Below are 21,113 nucleotides of genomic sequence, written 5' to 3' on the forward strand. Positions count from 1 at the left end.
CTGACACACAACAACACCAAGGAGACACATCATGAGCGCGAAATTCTCGCTGGACGACGACAGCGTGGTGGTCATCGTCGGCTCGGGCGCTGGCGGCGGCACACTGGCCGACGAACTGACCAAACGCGGGGTGAATGTCGTCATCCTCGAAGCGGGCAAGCACTACACCCAGAACGACTTCGAGAACGACGAGTGGGCGATGTTCCACAAGATCTCGTGGCTGGACAAGCGCATTTCGGCCGGCGGCTGGCATCACACCGACACCTATCCCAACCTGCCGGCCTGGATCGTCAAGGGCGTGGGCGGCTCGACCATGCACTTCTCGGGGCTGGCGCTGCGCTTCCTGCCGCACGATTTCCGCATCAAGAGCACCTATGGCACGGTCGATGGCGCCAACGTGCTCGACTGGCCGATCAGCTACGAGGAGCTCGCGCCCTACTACGACATCGCCGAACGCAAGATGGGCGTGGCCGGCACCAAGGCCAGCGGTCTGCCCGAGATGCCGCCGAACAACCACTACAAGGTGATCGCGGCTGGCGCGAAGAAGGTCGGCTACAAGGACATCAGCCGGCCGGTCGCCTCCAACACCCGAGCCAACGACGGCCGCCCGGCCTGTCAGCAGATCGGCTTCTGCATGCAGGGCTGCAAGATCGGCGCCAAGTGGTCGACGCTGTACTCGGAAATCCCGCGCGCCATCGAAACCGGCCATGCCGAGCTGCGCCCGCAGAGCATGGTGCTTAGGATCGAGCACGACAAGAGCGGCAAGGCCAGCGGCGTGCTCTACGCCGACAAGGACGGCCGCCAGCACCTGCAGAAGGCGCGCGTGGTGTGCGTGGCCGGCAACTCGATCGAATCGCCGCGGCTGCTGCTGAACTCCGCCTCCAGCCTGTTCCCGAACGGGCTGGCGAACTCCTCGGGCCAGGTCGGCAAGAACTACATGAACCACACCACGGCGGCCGCGATCGCGATCCACAAGGGGCCGGTGTACATGTACCGCGGCTTCGACATCGCCGCGGTGATCTCTGACGAGGCCCAGCTCAACCCCGACCGCGGCTTCCTCGGCGGCTACCACCTCGAGGGCCTGGCGCTGCACCTGCCCTTCACCGCCGCGTTCATGAAGCCGGGCGGCTGGGGACGCGAGGTCACCTCGGCGCTGGAGCAGTACGACCACATGAGCTGCGTGTGGGTGTGCGGCGAGGACATGCCGCAGGAAGAGAACAGCATCACCCTGCACCCGACCGAGAAGGACCAGTACGGCCTGCCCATCCCGATCGTGACCAAGACCGACCACACCAACGACGCCGCGATGCGCCGCCACGGCCTGGCCGCGTGGCGCAAGGTGTCGGAGGCGGTGGGGGCGACCCGCGTCATCGACATGCCGCCCTATCCGGCGAGCCACAACATGGGCACCAACCGCATGAGCGCCAACGCCCGCGACGGCGTGGTGAACAAGTGGGGCCAGACCCACGACATCAAGAACCTGTTCATCTCCGACGGCAGCCAGTTCACCTCCAGCTCGGCGGCCAACCCGACCCTGACCATCGTCGCGCTGGCGGTGCGCCAGGCCGAACACATCGCCAACGCCATGCAGCGCCGCGAACTCTGAGCCTCAGCGTGCAGCCTCGGGCACACCGCCGGGGCCACATCCTCAACCACAAGAAACGGAGACATCCATGAGCCAGACAAACAGCTTTCGCCGCATCCTGTCGGCGGCCATGATCAGCGCCGGCCTGGCCGCCGCCAGCCTGCCCGCGCAGGCCGAACCGATCCCGGGCATGCGCGGCATGCAGCACATCGGCATCACGGTGCCGAACATGAACGAGGCCGTCGCCTTCTTCCGCGACATCCTCGGCTGCGAACCGTCATTCACCTTCGGCACCTTCAAGTTCGACGACGACTGGATGGCGCGCCATCTCGACGTGCATCCGCGCGCCACGATCAGCGACTTCCAGATGGTCCGCTGCGGCAACGGCACCAACCTCGAGGTCTTCGAGTACACCGCCCCCGACCAGAACCGTCGCGGCCCCCGCAACAGCGACATCGGCGGCCACCACCTCGCCTTCTACGTCGATGACATGGATGCTGCCGTCAGCTACCTCAAGGCCAAGGGCGTGCGCGTGCTCGACTCGCCGAGCACCTTCACCGAAGGCCCTGCGGCCGGGCTGACCTGGGTCTATTTCCTCGCGCCCTGGGGGCTGCAGCTCGAACTCGTGAGCGCCCCGAACGGCATGGCCCACGAGAAGACACTGCAGCGCAAGCTCTGGGACCCGCGCTTCCCCGCCAGCTGAGTCCCGCCCCAGCCCGCATGCTCCCGGGGCGCCCATGCGCCGCGGGCTCGGCGGTTTCCCATGCCTGACTCCCTCCTCCAGGCGTTTTGCGGGGCGTGCCGTCAAGGCCGCCCCGCCCTTTTCTGTTGAGCCGCAGGGAAGGGAGGAGTAACTTGTACCGCCACACACAGAGACCGAACCATGGTCCGCACCGGGCACCCGCATGACACTGCCCGGAAGAGGAGACGAGATGCTGGCCCAATCACAACGGGAGCACATTGATCACGTGCTCGCCGTATCACAGACCGGAGCGCCCCCGTCCGACCGCATCGGGAGTTCGTGGGTACGCTGCATCCGCGACTACGGGCTCGACCCCTGTCGCCCGACGCGCGCCCATATCATCGAGCATGCGCGCCTGCGCGAACACCAGGACCATATCGAAGAGTTCCTCGGTGTCGCCCGCACCGGCATGGAGCAGCTCTACAAGCGCATGGCCGGCATCGGCTACGTGCTGCTGCTGACCGACGCCCACGGCATCGCGGTGGACTTCATCGGCAACGACGCCTGGGCACGCGAACTCAAGCAGTCCGGCCTCTACCTTGGCGCCGACTGGAGCGAGGCGCGGGCCGGCACCTGTGCGGTGGGAACCTGCATCGTCGAGAAAACGCCGATCACGGTCCATCACGCCGACCACTTCGACGCCACCCACATCTCGCTGACCTGCAACGCCGCCCCCTTGTTCGACCCCACCGGGGATTTCCTCGGCGTGCTCGACGTCTCCGCACTGACTTCGCCTTCGCCCCGCGACAGCCAGCACCTGGCGCTGCAGATGACCACCATGTTCGCGCAGATGGTCGAGGACGCCAACTTCCTGCGCTACTTCCGCGACCGCTGGGTGCTGCGCCTGGGCTCGGCATGGTCGATGGTGGATGTATCGGGCGAGATCATGCTCGCCTTCGATGCCGACGGCGTCATCGTCGGCACCAACAGCGGCGCCCGCAAGTCGCTGCGCCCCTTGCGCGGCGGCAATGACGGCGCGCTGGTCGGCCGCACGCTCGGCGAGATCTTCCGCGAGGGCATGGACTCGATCTGGCGCATTGCCCGGGCCGGCTTCACCGCGGACCGCACCGCGCTGTCGACGGGCAGCGGCGAGGTCTACTACGGCACCGTCGTACAGCCCCGCATCGCCCCGCGTGCGGCACGGTCGACCGAAACCGAAGCGGCTGCGCGCGCGCCGGCGCTCGAACGCCTGGCGGGCGACGATCCGCAGATGCAGCGCCTGATCGCGCAAGCCTCCAGGCTGGTCAACCGCCCGGTCAACATCCTGGTCCACGGCGAAACCGGCACGGGCAAGGAGGTCCTCGCCAAGGCGCTGCACGAGTCCAGCGAACGCGCTGCAAAGCCCTTCGTGGCGGTCAATTGCGCGGCCATTCCCGAGTCGCTGATCGAGAGCGAATTGTTCGGCTATACCGCCGGCACCTTCACCGGTGGGCGCAGCAAGGGCATGCGCGGCCTCATCCAGCAGGCCGACGGCGGCACCCTCCTGCTCGACGAGATCGGCGACATGCCGCTGCACTTGCAGACCCGGCTGCTGCGGGTCCTGGCCGAGCGCGAGATACTGCCGCTCGGCGCCGAAAAGCCGATACCCGTCAACCTGACCGTGGTCGCCGCCTCGCACCGCGACCTGCGCAAACTGATCGCCGAGGGCAGCTTCCGCGAAGATCTCTACTACCGCCTGTGCGGGGCCATCCTGTACCTCCCGCCGCTGCGCGAACGCCGCGACCTCGACTACCTGATCGAGCGCCTGCTGGCGGCCGAGGGCAGCGAACTCGGCACCAACGCCACCCTCGACTTACGCGCTCGCGATGCCTTGCTCGACTACAGCTGGCCCGGCAACGTGCGCCAGTTGCGCAACGTGCTGCGCTTCGCGCTGGCGGTCTGCGATGGCGGAACGATCACCACCGATGACCTGCCCGCAGAGCTCATGTCCGCCGACCACCGCGCCCCCGCAGCAACCGAGGGCTCGGAGGCAACACGCGGCGAGGCGGCCGAACTCGAGGCCGCGCTGCGCCGCCAGCGCTGGAACGTCACTGCCGCCGCAGTAGAGCTCGGCATTGCGCGCGCCACCGTGTATCGGCAGATGAAGCGCTTCGGCATCGTGCCGCCGAACCAGCTGTGAACGCGCGCCTGGCACGGGCACACGCATGCGGCGTGCCCACGCGGGCTCAGGACATCACGCAGCCTGCACCCGGAATACCGCCTGGTCGCCCCAGTGCTCGATCAGGATGCGCGCCACACGTTGCTGCCAGAGCTCGCCGAAGCGCCGGCGCGCATCCGCATCGGCCTCGCCACGCAGGCAGGCGCCGAGCAGCACCGATGTATCGGGGTGGGCCGGCACGCGTGAAAGGTCCGCGGCGGCATCCACCGCCGCACCGCTGTCGATGCGTGTGAAGCGTAGCGACAATGGCAGCGCCACCTCGAACTGCTGCAGCTCGCGGCGCACGAAAGCGCCGCCGATGCCCTTGAAGCCGCCCTGCTGGGCCGCGCCCGTGAGCAGCGTGAGCACGCTGGCGATGACGCCGGTGACGCCGGCATCCAGCCGCTCCGCGAAGTCAATACGCACACCGCCACGTTCCGGCAGCTCGCCGGGGTAGAGCGCGGCCAGCGCCTGACAACCGAGCGCATAGGCCGAGGCCACGGTCGGACACGAGTGACCGGCGAGCCTGACCGCGTCCTCGTAGCCATACTCGAGCACCCCTGCGTCGGCGGCGCCGAGGAAGTCGGCAAGTGGATCGCGCACACGCAGGCGCGGCACATGGCGGTAGAAATCGGGCAGGCTCATGAGGGCTCCTCGCGGTCAGGACTGGACGCAACGCAACAGTGCAAGTCGCGGATTGTCCTCGGCGCCGCATGGCAGGGCCTTGATCCACCTCAGGGCCCCAGGGCAATCGCACCAACCGCATGGGCCCCGGAAAGCGCGGCACGCATCGCCCGCCGTGGGAGCGACGCCAGTCGCGAGGGGTTGAAGGCGAAGACGATGGGGGTCGCGCGAAAGACTCGCGGCTCGTCCTGCTCAGACGCGCAGGTCGACCTGGCTCACGGTGCCGACACGGCCGTCCTCGCGCAGATAGATGCTGCTCGCACGCATCAGGCCCTGGGTGTCGTTGACAGCATCCTTGAGGCTGAACGGCGTATCGACCCTACCGAGATAGAAAGCGCCGACGCCGGCTTCGTTCAAGGTCTGCAGCCTGCCCTTGCCCTCGGCATCGGGCGACCACAGCCGCAGTTGCGACCATGCCGCATCGGCCTCGTCGATCCAGCCGTTGCCGTCGTCGTCGAGGCGGGCAAGCTCTGCGAAGCCGTCGCCGCTGGCCGGACCGAAGAGCTCGCGGCCGTCATCGATACGCCCGTTTCCATTGCGGTCGAAGGCCAGGAAGCCACTGCCATTGAGCTGCGGCAACTGCTCCTTGCGGCCGTCGCCATCAAGATCGAAGTCGAAGCGCACATCCGACAGGGCTGCCGCCGGACCGCCGAAGTCGAGCACCAGCGGGTCCTTCAGGCGCTGGTCGCCAGCACGCAGGCTGAACGACACCGACTCGGTGTAGCTGCGCGACATCGCGAAGCCGAGCTCGAAGCGGATTTCGGCGCCATCGGCGGTGCGCACCACGCCGGCAGCACTGAAGGCCAGCTGCTCGGACTCGGCGTAGGTCGCACTGAAGTCGTACTCCACGCCGAAGCCGGCGCGGGCCGCAGCGACCTGCCCCGTGCCGATGCCAGTCGCCATGTCAGGGCTCGACGCGCCCCCTGATGCGCCTGCCTCCAGGTCGCGCAGGTCGAGGCGGCGCACCGGCTCGCCGGTGAGGAACTCGATCATGCGCACGAGCACGGCCAGACGGGGGTCGCGGTCGATCACGTCCTCCATCGCCTGCTCCACCGTTGCAGCGTCCGCAGTCAGCGCAGCCTGGCCTGCGGCGGAGATCTGCACCGCGCCACGCCCGGACTGAGCACCCGTCGCTTCCGGCGCGTCGCGCCACACCGCCAGGCGCTCGCGCACCTCGGTCGACTGGGAGAAGCGGTGCGCAGACTGGAGTTCGATGTCAAAAGCGGCGATCTTCATGGGCGGACTCCCGGTTTGCGTGGCGATGGATGATTAACGGCATCCGGATCAAGGACTTGAGCCCACCTTGATACCCTGGCGACAGCGCTCGGCATGGCCACCGCCGCCGTGCCTCGCTTCACGCACGACGCAATTGATTCCGCTCATGGAATCATTCCATGACAAATGTCAAATGTTGCACCGCAATGTCTTCGTATCGTGGTTCATCGTCGGCATCGAGGAGTGTTCCATGAGCACCAAGATCACCATCGACGGCAACGAGGCCGCCGCCTCCGTCGCCTTCCGCGCATCCGAAGTGATCGCGATCTACCCCATCACGCCCTCCTCCAACATGGGCGAGCTGGCCGACGAATGGGCTGCCGCGGGCAAACCCAACCTGTGGGGCAGCGTGCCACGGGTGGTCGAGATGCAGTCCGAGGGCGGCGCCGCCGGCGCGGTCCACGGTGCCCTGCAGGCCGGTGCGCTGGCGACCACCTTCACCGCCTCGCAAGGCCTGCTGCTGATGATCCCCAACATGTACAAGATCGCCGGCGAACTGACGCCCACGGTCTTCCATGTCGCGGCACGCGCGCTCGCCACTCATGCGCTGTCGATCTTCGGCGAGCACTCCGACGTGATGTCCACCCGCGCCACCGGCTTCGCCCTGCTGGCCTCGAACTCGGTGCAGGAGGCGCACGACTTCGCCGCCATCGCCAGCGCGGCAACACTGGCCGGCCGGGTGCCCGTGCTGCATTTCTTCGATGGCTTTCGCACCTCGCACGAGGTCGCCAAGATCGATTTCGTCACCGACGATGTGCTGCACGCGCTGCTGCCGGCCGAGCGCATCGCGGCGCAGCGCGCACGTGCGCTGTCGCCCGAGCGCCCGGTGATCCGCGGCACCTCGCAGAACCCGGACGTGTTCTTCCAGGCCCGCGAGGCGCAGAACCCCTGGTTCGACGCCTTCCCCACCGTCGTGCAGCAGGCGATGGACGACTTCGCCGCGCTCACCGGCCGCCGCTACAAGCTGTTCGACTACGTCGGCGCGCCCGATGCCGAGCGCGTGATCGTGATCATGGGTTCGGGTGCGGACACGGTGGAAGAGACGGTGGCCCACCTCGCCGCCCGCGGCGACAAGGTGGGCCTGCTGAAGGTGCGCCTGTTCCGCCCCTTTGCCCCCGCCGCCCTGCTCGCGGCGCTGCCACACAGCGTGCGCAGCCTGGCGGTGCTCGACCGCTGCAAGGAACCCGGCGCCGACGGCGAGCCACTGTTCAAGGACGTAGTGGTGGCGCTGGCCGAGGACCAGGCCGGCACCGCACCCCACTTCGCCGCCATGCCGAGGGTGATCGGCGGCCGCTACGGCCTGGGCTCCAAGGAGTTCAACCCCGCCATGGTGTGCGCCGTGTTCGCAGAGTTGCAGCAGGCCGCGCCGCGCCGCCGCTTCACCATCGGCATCGAGGACGACGTCACCGGCCTGTCGCTGCCCTGGGACGCCGGCTTCCGCACCGACGCTGCCGCCAGCGCCTTCGCCGCGGTGTTCTACGGCCTGGGCTCGGACGGCACGGTGTCGGCCAACAAGAACTCGATCAAGATCATCGGCGACGAGACCGCGCTCTTCGCCCAGGGCTATTTCGTCTACGACTCCAAGAAGTCGGGTGCGATGACGGTGTCGCACCTGCGCTTCGGCCCGCAGCCGATCCGCTCGGCCTACCTCACCGGCGAGGGCGACGCCAGGTTTGTCGCCTGTCACCAGCCGCTCTTCATCGAGCAGCACGACGTGCTCGCCCACGCCGCACCGGGCGCGGTGTTCCTGCTCAACGCCAGCCTGCCCGCCGACAAGGTGTGGGCGACGCTGCCGGCGGCGATGCAGCGCCGCATGGTGGAGAAGAAGATCAGCTTCTGGGTCATCGACGCCTACCAGGTCGCGCTCGACGCCGGCATGGGGCGGCGCATCAACACCGTGATGCAGACCTGCTTCTTCGCCATCTCCGGCATCCTGCCGCAGGACCAGGCGATCGCCGCGATCAAGCGCGCGGTGGAGAAGACCTACGGCCGCAAGGGCCGGCGCATCGCCGAGCAGAACTACCGCGCCATCGACGCCACCGTGGCCGCGCTGCAGCGCGTCGACGTGCCCGAGACGCAGGCCGCGCCAGACGCCGCGGCCGGCGCGGTTGCGATCGCCGCCGGCCTCGACGCCTTCACCCGCCGCGTCACCCTTCCCCTCATCCAGGGCAAAGGCGACGCCCTGCCGGTGTCGCTGCTGCCGGTCGACGGGACCTGGCCCACCGGCACCGCGCGCCACGAAAAGCGCAACCTCGCGCTCGAAATCCCGGTGTGGGACGAGAAACTATGCACCCAGTGCGGCAAATGCGTCTTCGTGTGCCCGCACTCGGCGATCCGCGCCAAGATCTTCCCTTCTGATCTCGTCGCCGACGCCCCTGTTGCTTTCAAACACACTCCCGCGCGCAGCAAGGACTACGCCCCCGGCACCCACATGAGCTACCAGGTGGCGCCCGAGGACTGCACCGGCTGTACGCTGTGCGTGGACGTATGCCCGATCCGCGACAAGTCCAACGTCTCGCACAAGGCGCTCAACATGGCGCAGCAGCCCCCGCTGCGCGCGCAGGAGGTGGAGAACTGGGACTACTTCCTCAAGCTCCCCGACCTCGCCCGCCGCGACGCCAAGCGCACCACCATCCCCGGCTCGATGCTGCTGCAGCCGCTGTTCGAGTTCTCCGGCGCCTGCGTCGGCTGCGGCGAGACGCCCTACATCCGCCTGGCCACACAGCTCTTCGGCGACCGCATGCTGGTGGCCAACGCCACCGGCTGCTCGTCGATCTACGGCGGCAACCTGCCGACCACGCCCTACTGCACCGACGCCGACGGCCGCGGCCCGGCCTGGAACAACTCGCTGTTCGAGGACAACGCCGAATTCGGCCTCGGCATGCGCCTGGCCACCGACCAGCTCGCCGCCGCCGCGCGTACCCAGTTGCAAGCGCTGGCGGCGACCCATGGCGAGGCGCTCGGCACTGAGCTCGTCGCCGCGCTGCTCGATGCCGACCAGCACACCGAGGCCGGCATCCACGAACAGCGCGAACGCGTCGCACTGCTGAAACAGAGTCTCGCGACCATCGACACCCCGGCCGCGCACCAGCTCGCGGCGCTCGCCGAGTACCTGGTCCGGCGCAGCGTGTGGATCATCGGCGGCGACGGCTGGGCCTACGACATCGGCTTCGGCGGCCTCGACCACGTGATGGCCTCGGGCGAGGACGTGAACATCCTCGTGCTCGACACCGAGGTGTATTCCAATACCGGCGGACAGAACTCCAAGGCCACACCGCTGGGCGCGGTGGCCAAGTTCGCCGCCGGCGGCAAGCCCGCGCACAAGAAGGACCTGGCCAAGATCGCGATGGACTACGAGAACGTGTTCGTCGCCAAGGTGGCCTACGGCGCCAAGGACGTGCATACGCTCAAGGCCTTCCTCGACGCCGAGAGCTACCCGGGGGTGTCGATCATCATCGCCTACAGCCCCTGCATCGCCCACGGCGTGGACATGTCCTTCAACCTGCACCAGCAGGACCTGGCGGTGAAGTCCGGCCACTGGCCGCTGCTGCGCTACGACCCACGGCTGCGCGCACAGGGCCGCAACCCGCTGTCGGTGGATAGCGCTGCGCCGAGCGTGCCCTACCGCGACTTCGCCCGCAACGAGGCCCGCTTCACCGTGCTCGAGCGCCAGAACCCCGGTGCGTCCGAGCGCTTCCTGAATGAGGCCGAACGCCACGCCCGCCACCGCCACCACGACTACATGGAGCTGGCCGCCCTGCCCGCCATGGACGAAACTGGCAGCGGGGATGCCGCCGCCCGCACCGGAGACACGCAAAATGGCTGAGCTCGACACCCCCGACCTGCGCACCACCTACCTCGGCCTGGCGCTGAAGAACCCGCTCGTGCCGTCCTCCACGCCGCTCAGCCGCAGCCTCGACCCGGTGCTCCATCTGGAGGACGCTGGAGCGGCGGCAATCGTCATGCACTCGCTGTTCGAGGAGGATGTGATCAACGACGAGCGCATGCTGGACCGCTTCCTGATCCATCCCGACACCTTCGGCGAAGCTGCCGGCCACCTGCCTGCCGACGCCGGCTACCAAAGCAAGCTCGACACCTACCTCGAGCAGATCGAGTGCCTGAAGGCGCGCTTGTCCATCCCGGTCATCGCCAGCCTCAACGGCAGTTCGCTGTCGGGCTGGGTCGAGCTCGGCCGCGAGATGGAAGCAGCCGGCGCCGACGCGCTCGAACTCAACGCCTGGTACATGGCGAGCGACCCGGCGCTCACCGGCACCGCGCTGGAGGAGCGCTACCTCGCCCTGCTGCGCGAGCTGACTGCGGTGGTCAAGATCCCGGTGACGATGAAGCTGTCGCCCTTCTTCTCCGCGCTGCCCAACTTCGTTGCCCGCATCGAAGCGGCCGGCGGCGCCGGCGTGTCCCTCTTCAACCGCTTCTTCCAGCCCGACATCGACCTCGACACCTTGTCCGTGGTCGACCGCGTGCAGCTGTCCTCGCCGGCCGACGGCCTGCTCACGATGCGCTGGATCGCGCTGCTGCACGGCCACACCAGCCTGAGCCTGGCCGCGACCGGCGGCGTGCATGGGGCAGAGGGCGCGCTCAAGATGCTGCTCGCCGGTGCCGACGTGGTGCACATGGCGAGCGCATTGCTGAAGAACGGCCCGCAAGCCCTCACCGAAACGCTGGCGGGCATGACGCGCTGGATGCACGAGCGTGAATACGAATCGGTGGCGCAGCTAAAGGGCTCGATGAGCCAGCGCAGGCTGGCCGACCCGAGTGCCTTCGCGCGTGCGGCCTATCTCAACGCGATCGACTCGTTCAGCCCGCCGCCCGGGGTGCGTTACTGAGGACGGCAGGCTCAGGCGAGGGCAGCCAGCAGTTCGGCGATCGCCTCGTCCTTGTCCGCATCGGCCGCCTCGCCTGCCCACTCGGAGTGGGCACGGGCACGGCCGAGCGCCGCTGGCAGCGCCCCGCTGCGCCACTGGCGGACGACCGGGTCGACCGCTGACTCGACTGCCGGCGCGACCGCCGCCGTTGCGGCTGCGCGACCGAGCTCGATCGGCTGCATCGCAGCGTGACCGCGGCCTTCCAGCGCTGCAAGCAGTTCGCGCTGGCGCAGTGCGACGATACGCAGGATGGCATCGTCGACCGTCAGTTCGCGGTGGCCGCGCAACTTGGCGGCGATGCGCTCGCCATAGTGGCCGAAGGTCTGCCACAGGCCACCGGCGAGGGCACCGAGCGCCGCCGCGGCACCCAGCGTGATGCCGCCCACCATCAGGTCCACACCGACGCCGGCGGCCGCCCCCGCTGCGGCGCCGGTGCCCAGGCGAACGCCCATCTGGCGCAGGGTCTCGGGGTTGAAGAGGTCATCCTCCCAGCGTCCGTCGGCGAGCGGCAGTTCGTCGAGCCGGGCATCATCGGGGCGGAAGCGGTAAAGGCGCAGCAAGGCATCGACACAGGCTTGTTCGCGCGCGCGCACCACGGCGTGCAGGCGCTCGACCGCGGCCTTCAGCGCGGCCTCGCTGGCCTCGCCGGCGGGCTCGTCGATACGGTCGCGACGGGCGGCGAGCTCCACGAGCAGCTCGGCAACGAGGCGTTGCGCGGCCTCGCGGCGAGCATCGGCTTCGCGCGCACGCGCATCGATGAGCGCCTGCAGCCGGGGGCGATGGGCGTGGATCAGGGTAGCGAGTGTGTCGAACAGCTCGCGCTCACCGTCGAGCGGTGGCGCCACGGTGTCGAAGCTCACCACCGCATGCAGGCCGAGGCGCGCGAGCGCGGCGCGCCAGTCGGCCACCCGCGCATTCGGCACGGCGACAAAGTTGAGCACCGGTAGCACGGGACGGGCGCAGGCGGCGAGCAGTTCGAGTTCGTCGCGGTGCTTGGGCAGTACCGGGTCGCGCGCATCGATCACGTACAGCGCGGCATCGCTCGCCAGCATCTGCCGCAACACCTTGGCCTCCTGCTCGAAGCGGCCACGCGCCGCCTCGCTGGCGAGAAAGCGTGCGACACGCTCCGGCCCGTCCACACGCTCGCCTGCTGCGACCAGGCCATCGCTGAACTCCAGCAACGCGATCGCATCCTCCATGCCGGGCGTATCGAAGAGCTCGGCCGCTGGCAAACCGTCGGCCATCAGGCGCAGGCCCTCGACATGGCGCGTGGTGCCAGCGCAGTCCGATACCTCGCCAAAACCCACGTCCCGCGCCAGGGTGCGCAGCAGCGAGGTCTTGCCGGTGTTGGTGTGGCCGACCACGGCCAGGCGCAAGGTGTCATTCATCGCGTGCATGCATTCATCCTTCGCCGCCCGCCTGTTCCAGCCAGGCGAGCGCTGCGGCCTCATCCTCGACCAGGGCGCCATCGAGCCCGAGGCGGGCAAGACCATCGCGCCACTGCGGCAGGCGCGCGGCAGGCCGGCCGGCAGTGCGCGCCCAGACCTTGATTGCGGCACTGCGGTCAGCCAGGTCGGCGACGAGCCCGAGACTGCCGCGATCCGGTGTCTGGCGCGCATCCACCGCGACCAGCAGGCGCGCGGGCGGGCGGGCCGCAAGCCGCTCCAGGAGGGTACGGCGCTGCTCACGCGAGTCGATGCGTCCGCCGTCCTGCCAGGGCATCCCGGACCGCTGCGGCGGCCAATCGAGGTCTTCTCCAAGTTCGAGCGCCACGGCGATCACGTCGTCCGCAGCAGACGCCGCTGCCGCGTGGCGTTGCGGTCGCGGCATGCGGGCGGGCTCGGGATCGCTGACGCCGATGCGCAGGCTGTCGGGCATCAACAGCGGGCGCAGGCGGGCATACCCCGGCAGCGACACATCCAGGCCGATGCGGCCCAGGCCACGCTGCCATAGGCCCGCGCACAGCAGTGCCAGCGCCAGGCGCGGCAGCACGCCATAGACCACCACCGCACCGAGCAACCAGCCCGCCCATGCGCGTCGACCAGCCTCCTCCAGCATCGGCGCGTCGCCGCTGGCCGCGACCAGCGCAGCGTCGGGCACCGGGAAGCCGATTGCCGCCGGCAGCGCGCCAAGCGCCGCGCTGAGACTGATGAAGGTGTGCGCGGGCAAAATGGTGGTCTCCCACACGAAGCCGTAGCGCCGGGTCGCCAGCAGCACCAGCACACCCAGCGCCGCGCCCAGCAGTGCCGCCAGCCACAGCGCGTGGCTCACCGCGCCGATGCCCCACGCGGCCAGGCGTCCGCGCGCCAGCAGACTGCCGAGCGCGGCGGGCAGATCGGCAGCCGCCTGGCTGCGGTCGAGGACGCCCACCAGCCTGAGCCACGCGCGCCCAAGCAGGCCACCGCGGCCAGGGCCGCCCCCCATGCGCCCCTGCAGCCCAAGGCCGAGCAGCCACAGCAGCAGACTCAGCACATGCACGCCGAGCAGACCACCGACGGCCCACACCACGTTGATCGGTCGCCCGCCATCGCCGAGCACACCCGCAGCGGCCGCAAAGCCGGCAAGCAGCGCGAGCAGGAGCGCAAGCGCAAGCAGCATGCGCGCACGCCCATGCCAGCGTACGACCGCATCGCACCAGCCCATGCGCGCACCAAGCAGCGCGGCACGCTGCAGCACGCGCGCGCCGAAGTCAGGGCCGGCCTTGCGCGCCTGGGCATTGGCTTCGTCGTCGTCGAGAGGCCCGTGCCGCGTCTCATGGCGGCGCACCAGCTCGGCCAGCCAGTGCACTTCGAGCCGGCCCAAGCGGTGGCTGCTTGCCTCAGAGGCGCTCAAGGGTGTTTGTCCGCGATCCATGGCCTGCAAGGATAGCAATAGCGGCCGCCACAAAGCAGCGCACTTGCATTGCAAAGAAGATGCCCATCGTTGACCACAGTCAATCACCTTGCCAGGAAAAGGGTTAGCCTTCGGGTTTCGACCTCAGCCATGTAAAACCATGACGACCGACCTCTTCCACTGGTCCGATGAGTTCAGCGTCGGGCTGCAGGAGATCGACGAACAGCACAAGGAACTCGTCGACCTGCTCAACCAACTGCATGAGGCAATCCGGGAGCATCACGGCTCCGCGACCTCGCGCCAGATACTGGACAAGCTCGCCGACTACACACGCACGCACTTCGCCGTAGAGGAAAGCCTGATGCGGGTGTCGAACTACCCCGAGTTCGCTGCACACAAGCAGAACCACGAAGATCTGATCGGCCAGGTGCGCGCACTGCAGGAAAAGCTCGATACCGGGCAGGCCACCATCACCTTCGAACTGCTGCACTTCCTCAAGGTGTGGCTGACTCGCCATATCAACGAGGCCGACAAGCGCTTCGGAGCCTACTTCATCGAATCCGGCGGCGAGACCAAGTGGTCCGATCACGTCGAGCAGGCGATGAAGAAGCGCAAATGGTGGTGGAAGTTCTGGTAAGCCGCCGCCAACAATCGCCAATCGATCAACCGCAAACTCGACCCCACGAGGACACGATGCACAGACGCACCCCGCCGTTCAAGGCCTTGATTGGACTCTGCCTGGCCGCCGGCCTGCTCTCCGGTCCGGCACACGCCGACAACCACGCCTGCCCCGACCTCAAGACCGCCGTACAGGTCGCCGCCTGCCCGACCGAGGCCGAGCTCAAGTACACCTACATGGGCTTCTGTGGCGACAACGCGCGCCTGTACGGCCGTGACGTGCTGACCTGCTCGACCTTCGAGAACTACAAGGAAGCGAAGAACATCGCCATGTGGGAGTCTGCCGACGGCAAGTTCAGCGGCTACCTGTCGTGCAATGTGCCGGCCGAACAGATCCACGCCTCGAAGCCGCTGCGCATGAGCAGCGACAGCAAGAACGGCCTCACCCGACTGGTGTGCGACTACGAGAACGACCACCGCATGGTCTATCGCAGCAAGCAGGCCTGCAAGGTCGCCGTGGCCGATTGCAGCACCGGCGACTGCACTGCCGAATGTGAGTAAGGCTGCAGGTGGGCGCCCCGGCTGACGGGGCCCCACCACCTCACCGCCAGCCGCCGCCCAGGGCCTTGTACAAGGCGACGCGGTTCACCGCATCGCTCAGGCGCGTGCCGATCAGCTCGAGCTGCGCCCCGTACAGGCTGCGTTGCGCATCGAGCAGGTTGAGATAGCTGTCCACCCCACCCTTGTAGCGCGCCTCGGACAGCTCGAAGCTGCGCTGCGTCGCCTGCACCAGTGCCTGGCGCGCCGCGAGCTGCTCGGCAAGCGTGGCACGCTCGGCGAGCGCGTCGGCCACCTCGCGGAAGGCCGATTGAATCGCCTTCTCGTACTGCGCGACATTGATGTCGCGCTGGATCTCGGCCACGTCCAGGCTCGCCTGCAGACGGCCGGCCTCGAAGATCGGGATGCGGATCTGCGGCACGAAGCTCCACGCCCCCGAACCCGCGTCGAACAAGCCGTCGAGCGTGCTGCTCGCGGTCCCCGCGCTGGCGGTGAGCGTGATGCGCGGGAAGAAGGCTGCGCGCGCCGCGCCGATGCTCGCATTGGCCGCCATCAACGCGCGCTCGGCCTGCGCCACATCGGGCCGGCGCACCAGCACCTCCGAGGACAGATCTGCCGGCAGCACCGGCACGGCGGCCACGCTGTCGTCCAGCGCCGGGGGCTGCAAGCCGGCCGGGACAGCGGCACCGACGAGCAGCGCGAGCGCATTCTCATCCTGCGCCACCAGCGCGGCATAACGTGCGGCGTCGGCACGTGCCGTCTGCAGCAGGGTCTCGGCCTGGTTGAGGTCGAGCGCCGACACCGCGCCCAGTTCCAGGCTGCGGCGCACCAGCGTCACCGACTGCTGGCGCGTCTCCAGCGTGCTGCGCGCCAACGCCAGGCGCTCGCGGTCGGCAGCCAGGCGCAACCAGGCGTTGGCGACCTCGGCCACCAGGCTGACCTGCGCGCTGCGGCGCGCCTCTTCGGTGCCGAGGTAGACCTGCAGGGCCTGCTCCTCGAGACTGCGCACGCGGCCGAAAAAGTCCAGTTCGTAGGATGCGAAACCGAGGTTGGCCGAATACTGGCGGCTGATGGCGGGCTCGCCGCTCATGTTGAGGTCGCCCGGCACACGCTGCGCGCTCTGCCCGCCGCTGACCGCGATCGACGGCAACAGATCTGCACGCTGGATGCCGTACTGCGCCCGCGCACGCTCGATGTTGAGCGCTGCGATGCGCAGGTCACGGTTGTTGTCGAGGGCGAGCGCGATCACCCCGCGCAGGCGCTCGTCGGCAAAGTAGTCGGCCCAGGCAGCGCTGTCGCCCGCCTGCGCGCTGACCGGCCCGGCGCTCTGCTGGGTCTGCGGCAAGCTCGCCGGCACCGGCGCCACCGGACGCTCGTAGGCCGGCATCATCGAGCACGCACCCAGGGCGCTGGCCGCCAGCGCCACCATCAAGGCGCGCAGCGGCGGGCGGCGGCGGCTCGCCCGCGCCGGCTGCGACGCAGCACCTGCGGCCGCAATGTTGGAAACATGGTCAATCATTTCAACGTCCCTCCTGGGCAGCGGGCGCAGTCGCCGCAGCGCCGGACTTGTCCGGGAAAATGCGCTTGATCACGACATAGAACAGCGGCACGAAGAAGATGCCGAGCAGGGTCGCGGAGATCGTGCCGCCGAGCACGCCGGTACCGATCGCGTTCTGGCTGCCGGCTCCGGCGCCGGTGGCGATCGCCAGCGGCAGCACGCCAAACCCGAAGGCCAGCGAGGTCATCAGGATCGGCCGCAAGCGCATGCGCACCGCGGCGAGCGTGGCCGACACCAGGTCCTTGCCCTGTTCCTCCATCTGCGCCTTGGCGAACTCCACGATCAGGATCGCGTTCTTGGACGACAGGCCGATGGTGGCGAGCAGGCCGACCTGGAAATACACGTCGTTGGACAGCCCGCGTCCGGTCGCCGCCATCAGCGCGCCGAGCACGCCGAGCGGGACCACCAGCATCACCGCAAAAGGCACCGACCAGCTCTCGTACAGCGCCGCCAGGCACAGGAACACCACCAGCAGCGACAAGGCATACAGTGCCGGTGCCTGCGACCCGCTGCGACGTTCCTCGTAAGACGTGCCCGACCAGTCGTAGCCGATGCCCGGCGGCAGCTTGGCCATGATCTCCTCGACCGCCTGCATCGCCTCGCCGGACGAAAGCCCGGGGGCAGCCTGGCCGAGGAGCTCCATCGACGGCTGGCCGTTGAAGCGCTCGAGACGCGGCGAACCATAGGTCCAGTGCGAGCTGGCAAAGGCCGAGAACGGCACCATGTCGCCCGCCTTGTTGCGCACGAACCACTGGTCGAGGTCTTCCGGCGTCATGCGCGCGGCGGCATCGCCCTGCAGATACACCTTCTTGATGCGGCCGCGATCGAGAAAGTCGTTCACGTAGCTGCCGCCCCAGGCGGTGGCGAGCGTGTCGTTGATGTCGGCGATGGACAGGCCGAGTGCACCCGCCCTGGCATGATCGACGTCGAGCTTGAGCTCGGGCATGTCTTCCTGGCCGTTCGGGCGCACACCCACCAGACGCGGATCCTGCGCTGCCATGCCGAGGAACTGGTTGCGTGCGGCGAGCAGGGCGTCATGGCCGAGACCCGAGCGGTCCTGCATCTGCACCGTGAAGCCACCCGAGGTGCCGAGCTCGATCACCGCCGGCGGCACGAAGGCGAACACCATGGCCTCGCGGATCTGCGAGAAAGCGCCCATCGCTCGGCCGGCGACCGATTTCACATCCATGCCCGGTGCCTTGCGTTCGTCCCAGTGCTTGAGATTGACGAAGCCGATGCCCATGTGCTGGCCGCTGCCACCGAAGGAGAAGCCGGCGACGGTGAAGATCGCACGCACGGTGTCCTTCTCGTTCTCGAGGAAATGGTCCTCGACCTTCTTCAGCACCTCCAGCGTGCGCTCCTGGGTCGCCCCGGCGGGGAGCACGACCTGATTGAACATCACGCCCTGGTCTTCCTCCGGCAGAAAGGAGGTCGGCATGCGCATGAACAACAGGCCGAGCACCGCAACGATGGCAAGGTAGATCGCCAGGAAGCGCACGCTGCGCTTGAGGATGCCGCCAACGGCGGACTCGTAGCGCCGCGTGCTGCGGTCGAAACTGCGGTTGAACCAGGTGAAGAAGCCGCCCAGCAGGCCACCTTCGCCATGACCATGACCTTGCTGCACCGGTTTGAGCATGGTTGCGCACAACGCCGGTGTGAACACGATCGCCACCAGCACTGACAGCGCCATCGCGGACACGATGGTGATCGAGAACTGGCGGTAGATCACGCCGGTCGAGCCGCCGAAGAAGGCCATCGGCACGAACACGGCCGACAGCACCAGGCCGATGCCGATCAGTGCGCTGGTGATCTGGTCCATCGAGCGCTTGGTGGCCTCCTTGGGCGGCAGGCCCTCCTCGGTCATGACGCGCTCGACGTTCTCCACCACGACGATGGCGTCATCGACCAGCAGGCCGATCGCCAGCACCATGCCGAACATGGTCAGCGTATTGATCGAGAAGCCAAACGCCGCCATCAGACCGAAGGTGCCGAGCAGCACCACCGGAATTGCCATGGTCGGGATCAGGGTCGCGCGCAGGTTCTGCAGGAACAGGTACATGACCAGGAAGACCAGCACCACCGCCTCGATCAGGGTCATCACCACCGACTGGATGGAGATCTTGACGAAGGGCGTAGTGTCGTAGGGCACGACGTACTGCACCCCGGCAGGGAAGTAGCGCTGCATGTCATCGAGTCGGGCGCGCACCGCGGTCGCGGTGTCGAGCGCGTTGGCCCCCGAAGCCAGGCGGATGCCGACGCCCGCGGCGGGCTGGCCGTTGAAGCGGGCGACGGTGCCGTAGTTCTCGGCACCGATCTCGACGCGCGCCACGTCGCGCAGCCGCACCTCGCCGCCCTGCGCGCTGCTCCGCAGCAGGATGTCCTCGAACTGTTCCGCGGTCTGCAGCCGGCTCTGCGCCGTGATGGTGGCGGTGAAGCCCTGACCGGGCACGGCGGGCGTACCGCCGAGCTGGCCGGCGGACACCTCGGCGTTCTGCGCCTGCAAGGCCTGGCGCACGTCGCCCGGCGTGAGGCGGAAATTGGTCAGCTTCGCGGGGTCGAGCCAGACCCGCATCGCGTACTGGGAGCCGAACACCTGAACCTCGCCGACCCCCTCGACCCGCGACAGCGGATCCTGCACCGAGGACACGAGGAAATCCGACAGGTCGGTGCCCGACTGCGTGCCATCTTCCGACACGAAGCCGACCACCATCAGGAAGTTGGCCGCCGACTTGGCGACGGTCACCCCCTGCTGCTGCACCGGCTGCGGCAGCAGCGGCAGCGCCGTCTGCATCTTGTTCTGCACCTGCACCTGGGCAATGTCGGGGTCGGTGTCGGCCGAGAAGGTCAGCGTCACCGCGGCATTGCCGTAGGAGTCACTGGTCGACTTCATGTACAGCAGGCCATCGAGCCCGGTCATCTTCTGCTCGATGATCTGCGTCACCGAGTCCTCGACCGCCTTGGCCGAAGCGCCGGGATAGCGCGCGTTGATGACGATGGCCGGCGGTGCGATGGAGGGATACTGCGACACCGGCAGCTGCTGGATGGACAGCGCGCCGGCAAGCATGATGACGATGGCGATGACCCACGCGAAGATGGGTCGGTCGATGAAAAAGCGGGCCATGGTGGCTACCTCACTGCTGGGCCGCGGCGGCCGGCGCCACGCCGGCCTGGTCGGGCTGCACGGTCACGCCGGGGCGAACGCGCTGCAGGCCCTCGGTGATGACGCGCTCGCCCGCCTGCAGGCCACCGCCCAGCACCCACTTGTCGCCGAACGCCTGCACGACCTCTACCGGACGCGCCTGAACCACGTTCTGCTCATCGACCACCATCACCAGCGCACTGCCGCGCGCGTCGCGCACCACAGCCGCATGCGGCACCAGCACCGCCTCGGCGCGCACGCCTTGCGGCAGGCGCGCACGGACGTACATGCCCGGCAGCAGGTCACCCGTGGGGTTGGGGAACTCGGCGCGCAGCGTCACGCTGCCCGTGCCTTCGTCCACCGTCACCTCGGACAGGGCCAGGCGGCCCGCCGCTGCGTACTCGCTGCCGTCTTCGAGCAGCAGCCGGACTTCCACAGCGCCGCCGGCACCACGCTGCACGCGGCCCGATTCGACCTCGCGACGCAGGCGCAGCATGTCGGCGCTGGACTGCGTGAGGTCGACATAGATGGGGTCGAGGCGCTGCACGGTGGCGAGCGCCTGTGCCTGGTTGGCGGTGACCAAGGCCCCCGGCGTCACCGCCGAGCGGCCGATCCGGCCCGCGATCGGCGCCTTGAGCTGGGTGTAGTCGAGGTCGATCTTCGCCTTGTCGACTGCGGCCTTCGCGGCGGCAACCTCGGCACGCGCCTGCTTGAGCGCGGCCTGCGCATCGTCGTTGGCCTGCTTGCTGACCGCCTCGATCGCCACCAGCCCGGCATGGCGTTCCGCACGCAGCCGCGCCGCATCGGCATTGGCCTCGGCGCGCGCCAGGCTGGCACGGGCACTGTCGTAGGCGGCCTGATAGGGTGCCGCATCGATGCGGTACAGGACCTGGCCTGCCTTGACCTCGCTGCCCTCATTGAAGGCGCGCTGGGTCAGGATGCCGGTGACCTGCGGGCGCAGTTCGGCAATCAATGACGGCGTGGTGCGCCCGGGCAACTCCACCACCATGGGCACGGATTCGGTCTGGACAGTGATGACGGTGACGGCCGGCGGCGGCGGCGCGCCCGCCGCCGCCGCGGCGCCGCCATTGCCCTGGCCGCA

Annotated in this window: 14 protein-coding genes; 7 read left to right on the forward strand and 7 right to left on the reverse strand. The window is 68.6% G+C overall.

Annotated elements, in window-relative coordinates; all coding sequences use genetic code 11:
• Positions 1-31 precede the first annotated feature (31 nt).
• The 3 genes from B447_RS18460 (at position 32) to B447_RS18470 (ending at position 4,446) form a co-directional block, all read left to right on the forward strand.
• A complete protein-coding gene (locus B447_RS18460) occupies positions 32-1,606 on the forward strand; it encodes a GMC family oxidoreductase (RefSeq protein WP_002930614.1) in 1,575 nt (524 codons plus the stop codon).
• Positions 1,607-1,673: 67 nt separating this feature from the next.
• Complete coding sequence (locus tag B447_RS18465; protein WP_002930615.1) at positions 1,674-2,288, forward strand: VOC family protein; 615 nt, start codon at positions 1,674-1,676, stop codon at positions 2,286-2,288.
• 229 nt (positions 2,289-2,517) lie between these two features.
• On the forward strand, positions 2,518-4,446 hold the full coding sequence (locus tag B447_RS18470; RefSeq protein WP_002944079.1) for a sigma-54-dependent Fis family transcriptional regulator: 1,929 nt from the start codon (positions 2,518-2,520) through the stop codon (positions 4,444-4,446).
• Between the two features lie 54 nt (positions 4,447-4,500).
• Here the strand turns inward: B447_RS18470 and B447_RS18475 are convergent, their stop codons facing one another.
• Positions 4,501-5,109, reverse strand: coding sequence for a hypothetical protein (locus B447_RS18475; RefSeq protein WP_002944080.1), 609 nt, complete (start codon positions 5,107-5,109; stop codon positions 4,501-4,503).
• 231 nt (positions 5,110-5,340) lie between these two features.
• On the reverse strand, positions 5,341-6,384 hold the full coding sequence (locus B447_RS18480) for a hypothetical protein (protein WP_002944081.1): 1,044 nt from the start codon (positions 6,382-6,384) through the stop codon (positions 5,341-5,343).
• Between the two features lie 229 nt (positions 6,385-6,613).
• Between B447_RS18480 and nifJ the strand changes: the two genes are divergently transcribed.
• Together nifJ and B447_RS18490 are read left to right on the forward strand one after the other, a co-directional pair.
• Positions 6,614-10,249, forward strand: a complete 3,636-nt coding sequence (nifJ, locus tag B447_RS18485) for a pyruvate:ferredoxin (flavodoxin) oxidoreductase (protein ID WP_232431675.1) — start codon at positions 6,614-6,616, stop codon at positions 10,247-10,249.
• Entirely contained in the window at positions 10,242-11,267 is a 1,026-nt protein-coding gene (locus B447_RS18490; protein WP_002944085.1) for a dihydroorotate dehydrogenase-like protein, read from the forward strand. Before nifJ ends, B447_RS18490 begins: the two co-directional genes overlap by 8 nt.
• Before the next feature lie 11 nt (positions 11,268-11,278).
• Here B447_RS18490 and B447_RS18495 read toward each other — a convergent pair whose 3' ends face one another.
• Together B447_RS18495 and B447_RS18500 are read right to left on the reverse strand one after the other, a co-directional pair.
• Positions 11,279-12,703 (reverse strand): DUF3482 domain-containing protein, encoded by a 1,425-nt coding sequence (locus B447_RS18495; RefSeq protein WP_002944087.1) that lies wholly within the window; start codon positions 12,701-12,703, stop codon positions 11,279-11,281.
• A gap of 4 nt (positions 12,704-12,707) precedes the next feature.
• A complete protein-coding gene (locus B447_RS18500) occupies positions 12,708-14,138 on the reverse strand; it encodes a DUF2868 domain-containing protein (RefSeq protein ID WP_232431676.1) in 1,431 nt (476 codons plus the stop codon).
• Positions 14,139-14,298: 160 nt separating this feature from the next.
• Between B447_RS18500 and B447_RS18505 the strand changes: the two genes are divergently transcribed.
• On the forward strand, positions 14,299-14,775 hold the full coding sequence (locus tag B447_RS18505) for a bacteriohemerythrin (protein ID WP_002930632.1): 477 nt from the start codon (positions 14,299-14,301) through the stop codon (positions 14,773-14,775).
• Between the two features lie 56 nt (positions 14,776-14,831).
• Positions 14,832-15,317, forward strand: a complete 486-nt coding sequence (locus B447_RS18510) for a hypothetical protein (protein WP_002944089.1) — start codon at positions 14,832-14,834, stop codon at positions 15,315-15,317.
• Between the two features lie 40 nt (positions 15,318-15,357).
• Here the strand turns inward: B447_RS18510 and adeC are convergent, their stop codons facing one another.
• From adeC to B447_RS18525, 3 genes are all read right to left on the reverse strand, one after another.
• On the reverse strand, positions 15,358-16,743 hold the full coding sequence (gene adeC / locus B447_RS18515) for an AdeC/AdeK/OprM family multidrug efflux complex outer membrane factor (protein ID WP_037983157.1): 1,386 nt from the start codon (positions 16,741-16,743) through the stop codon (positions 15,358-15,360).
• 91 nt (positions 16,744-16,834) lie between these two features.
• Entirely contained in the window at positions 16,835-19,993 is a 3,159-nt protein-coding gene (locus B447_RS18520; protein WP_002930645.1) for an efflux RND transporter permease subunit, read from the reverse strand.
• Between the two features lie 10 nt (positions 19,994-20,003).
• A partial coding sequence (locus B447_RS18525; RefSeq protein WP_002944091.1) for an efflux RND transporter periplasmic adaptor subunit occupies positions 20,004-21,113 on the reverse strand: 1,110 nt, incomplete at its 5' end.

It is taken from the genome of Thauera sp. 27, assembly GCF_000310125.2.
GTDB classification, from domain to species: Bacteria; Pseudomonadota; Gammaproteobacteria; order Burkholderiales; family Rhodocyclaceae; genus Thauera; species Thauera mechernichensis.

What these genes read in the sequence shown, in the direction of transcription:
- B447_RS18495 (WP_002944087.1), bottom strand. Translation starts at nt 12,703, where the DNA reads ATGCACGCGATGAATGACACCTTGCGCCTGGCCGTGGTCGGCCACACC.
- nifJ (WP_232431675.1), top strand. Translation starts at nt 6,614, where the DNA reads ATGAGCACCAAGATCACCATCGACGGCAACGAGGCCGCCGCCTCCGTC.
- B447_RS18465 (WP_002930615.1), top strand. Translation starts at nt 1,674, where the DNA reads ATGAGCCAGACAAACAGCTTTCGCCGCATCCTGTCGGCGGCCATGATC.
- B447_RS18470 (WP_002944079.1), top strand. Translation starts at nt 2,518, where the DNA reads ATGCTGGCCCAATCACAACGGGAGCACATTGATCACGTGCTCGCCGTA.
- B447_RS18480 (WP_002944081.1), bottom strand. Translation starts at nt 6,384, where the DNA reads ATGAAGATCGCCGCTTTTGACATCGAACTCCAGTCTGCGCACCGCTTC.
- adeC (WP_037983157.1), bottom strand. Translation starts at nt 16,743, where the DNA reads ATGGTGGCGCTGGCGGCCAGCGCCCTGGGTGCGTGCTCGATGATGCCG.
- B447_RS18520 (WP_002930645.1), bottom strand. Translation starts at nt 19,993, where the DNA reads ATGGCCCGCTTTTTCATCGACCGACCCATCTTCGCGTGGGTCATCGCC.
- B447_RS18505 (WP_002930632.1), top strand. Translation starts at nt 14,299, where the DNA reads ATGACGACCGACCTCTTCCACTGGTCCGATGAGTTCAGCGTCGGGCTG.
- B447_RS18475 (WP_002944080.1), bottom strand. Translation starts at nt 5,109, where the DNA reads ATGAGCCTGCCCGATTTCTACCGCCATGTGCCGCGCCTGCGTGTGCGC.
- B447_RS18490 (WP_002944085.1), top strand. Translation starts at nt 10,242, where the DNA reads ATGGCTGAGCTCGACACCCCCGACCTGCGCACCACCTACCTCGGCCTG.
- B447_RS18510 (WP_002944089.1), top strand. Translation starts at nt 14,832, where the DNA reads ATGCACAGACGCACCCCGCCGTTCAAGGCCTTGATTGGACTCTGCCTG.
- B447_RS18460 (WP_002930614.1), top strand. Translation starts at nt 32, where the DNA reads ATGAGCGCGAAATTCTCGCTGGACGACGACAGCGTGGTGGTCATCGTC.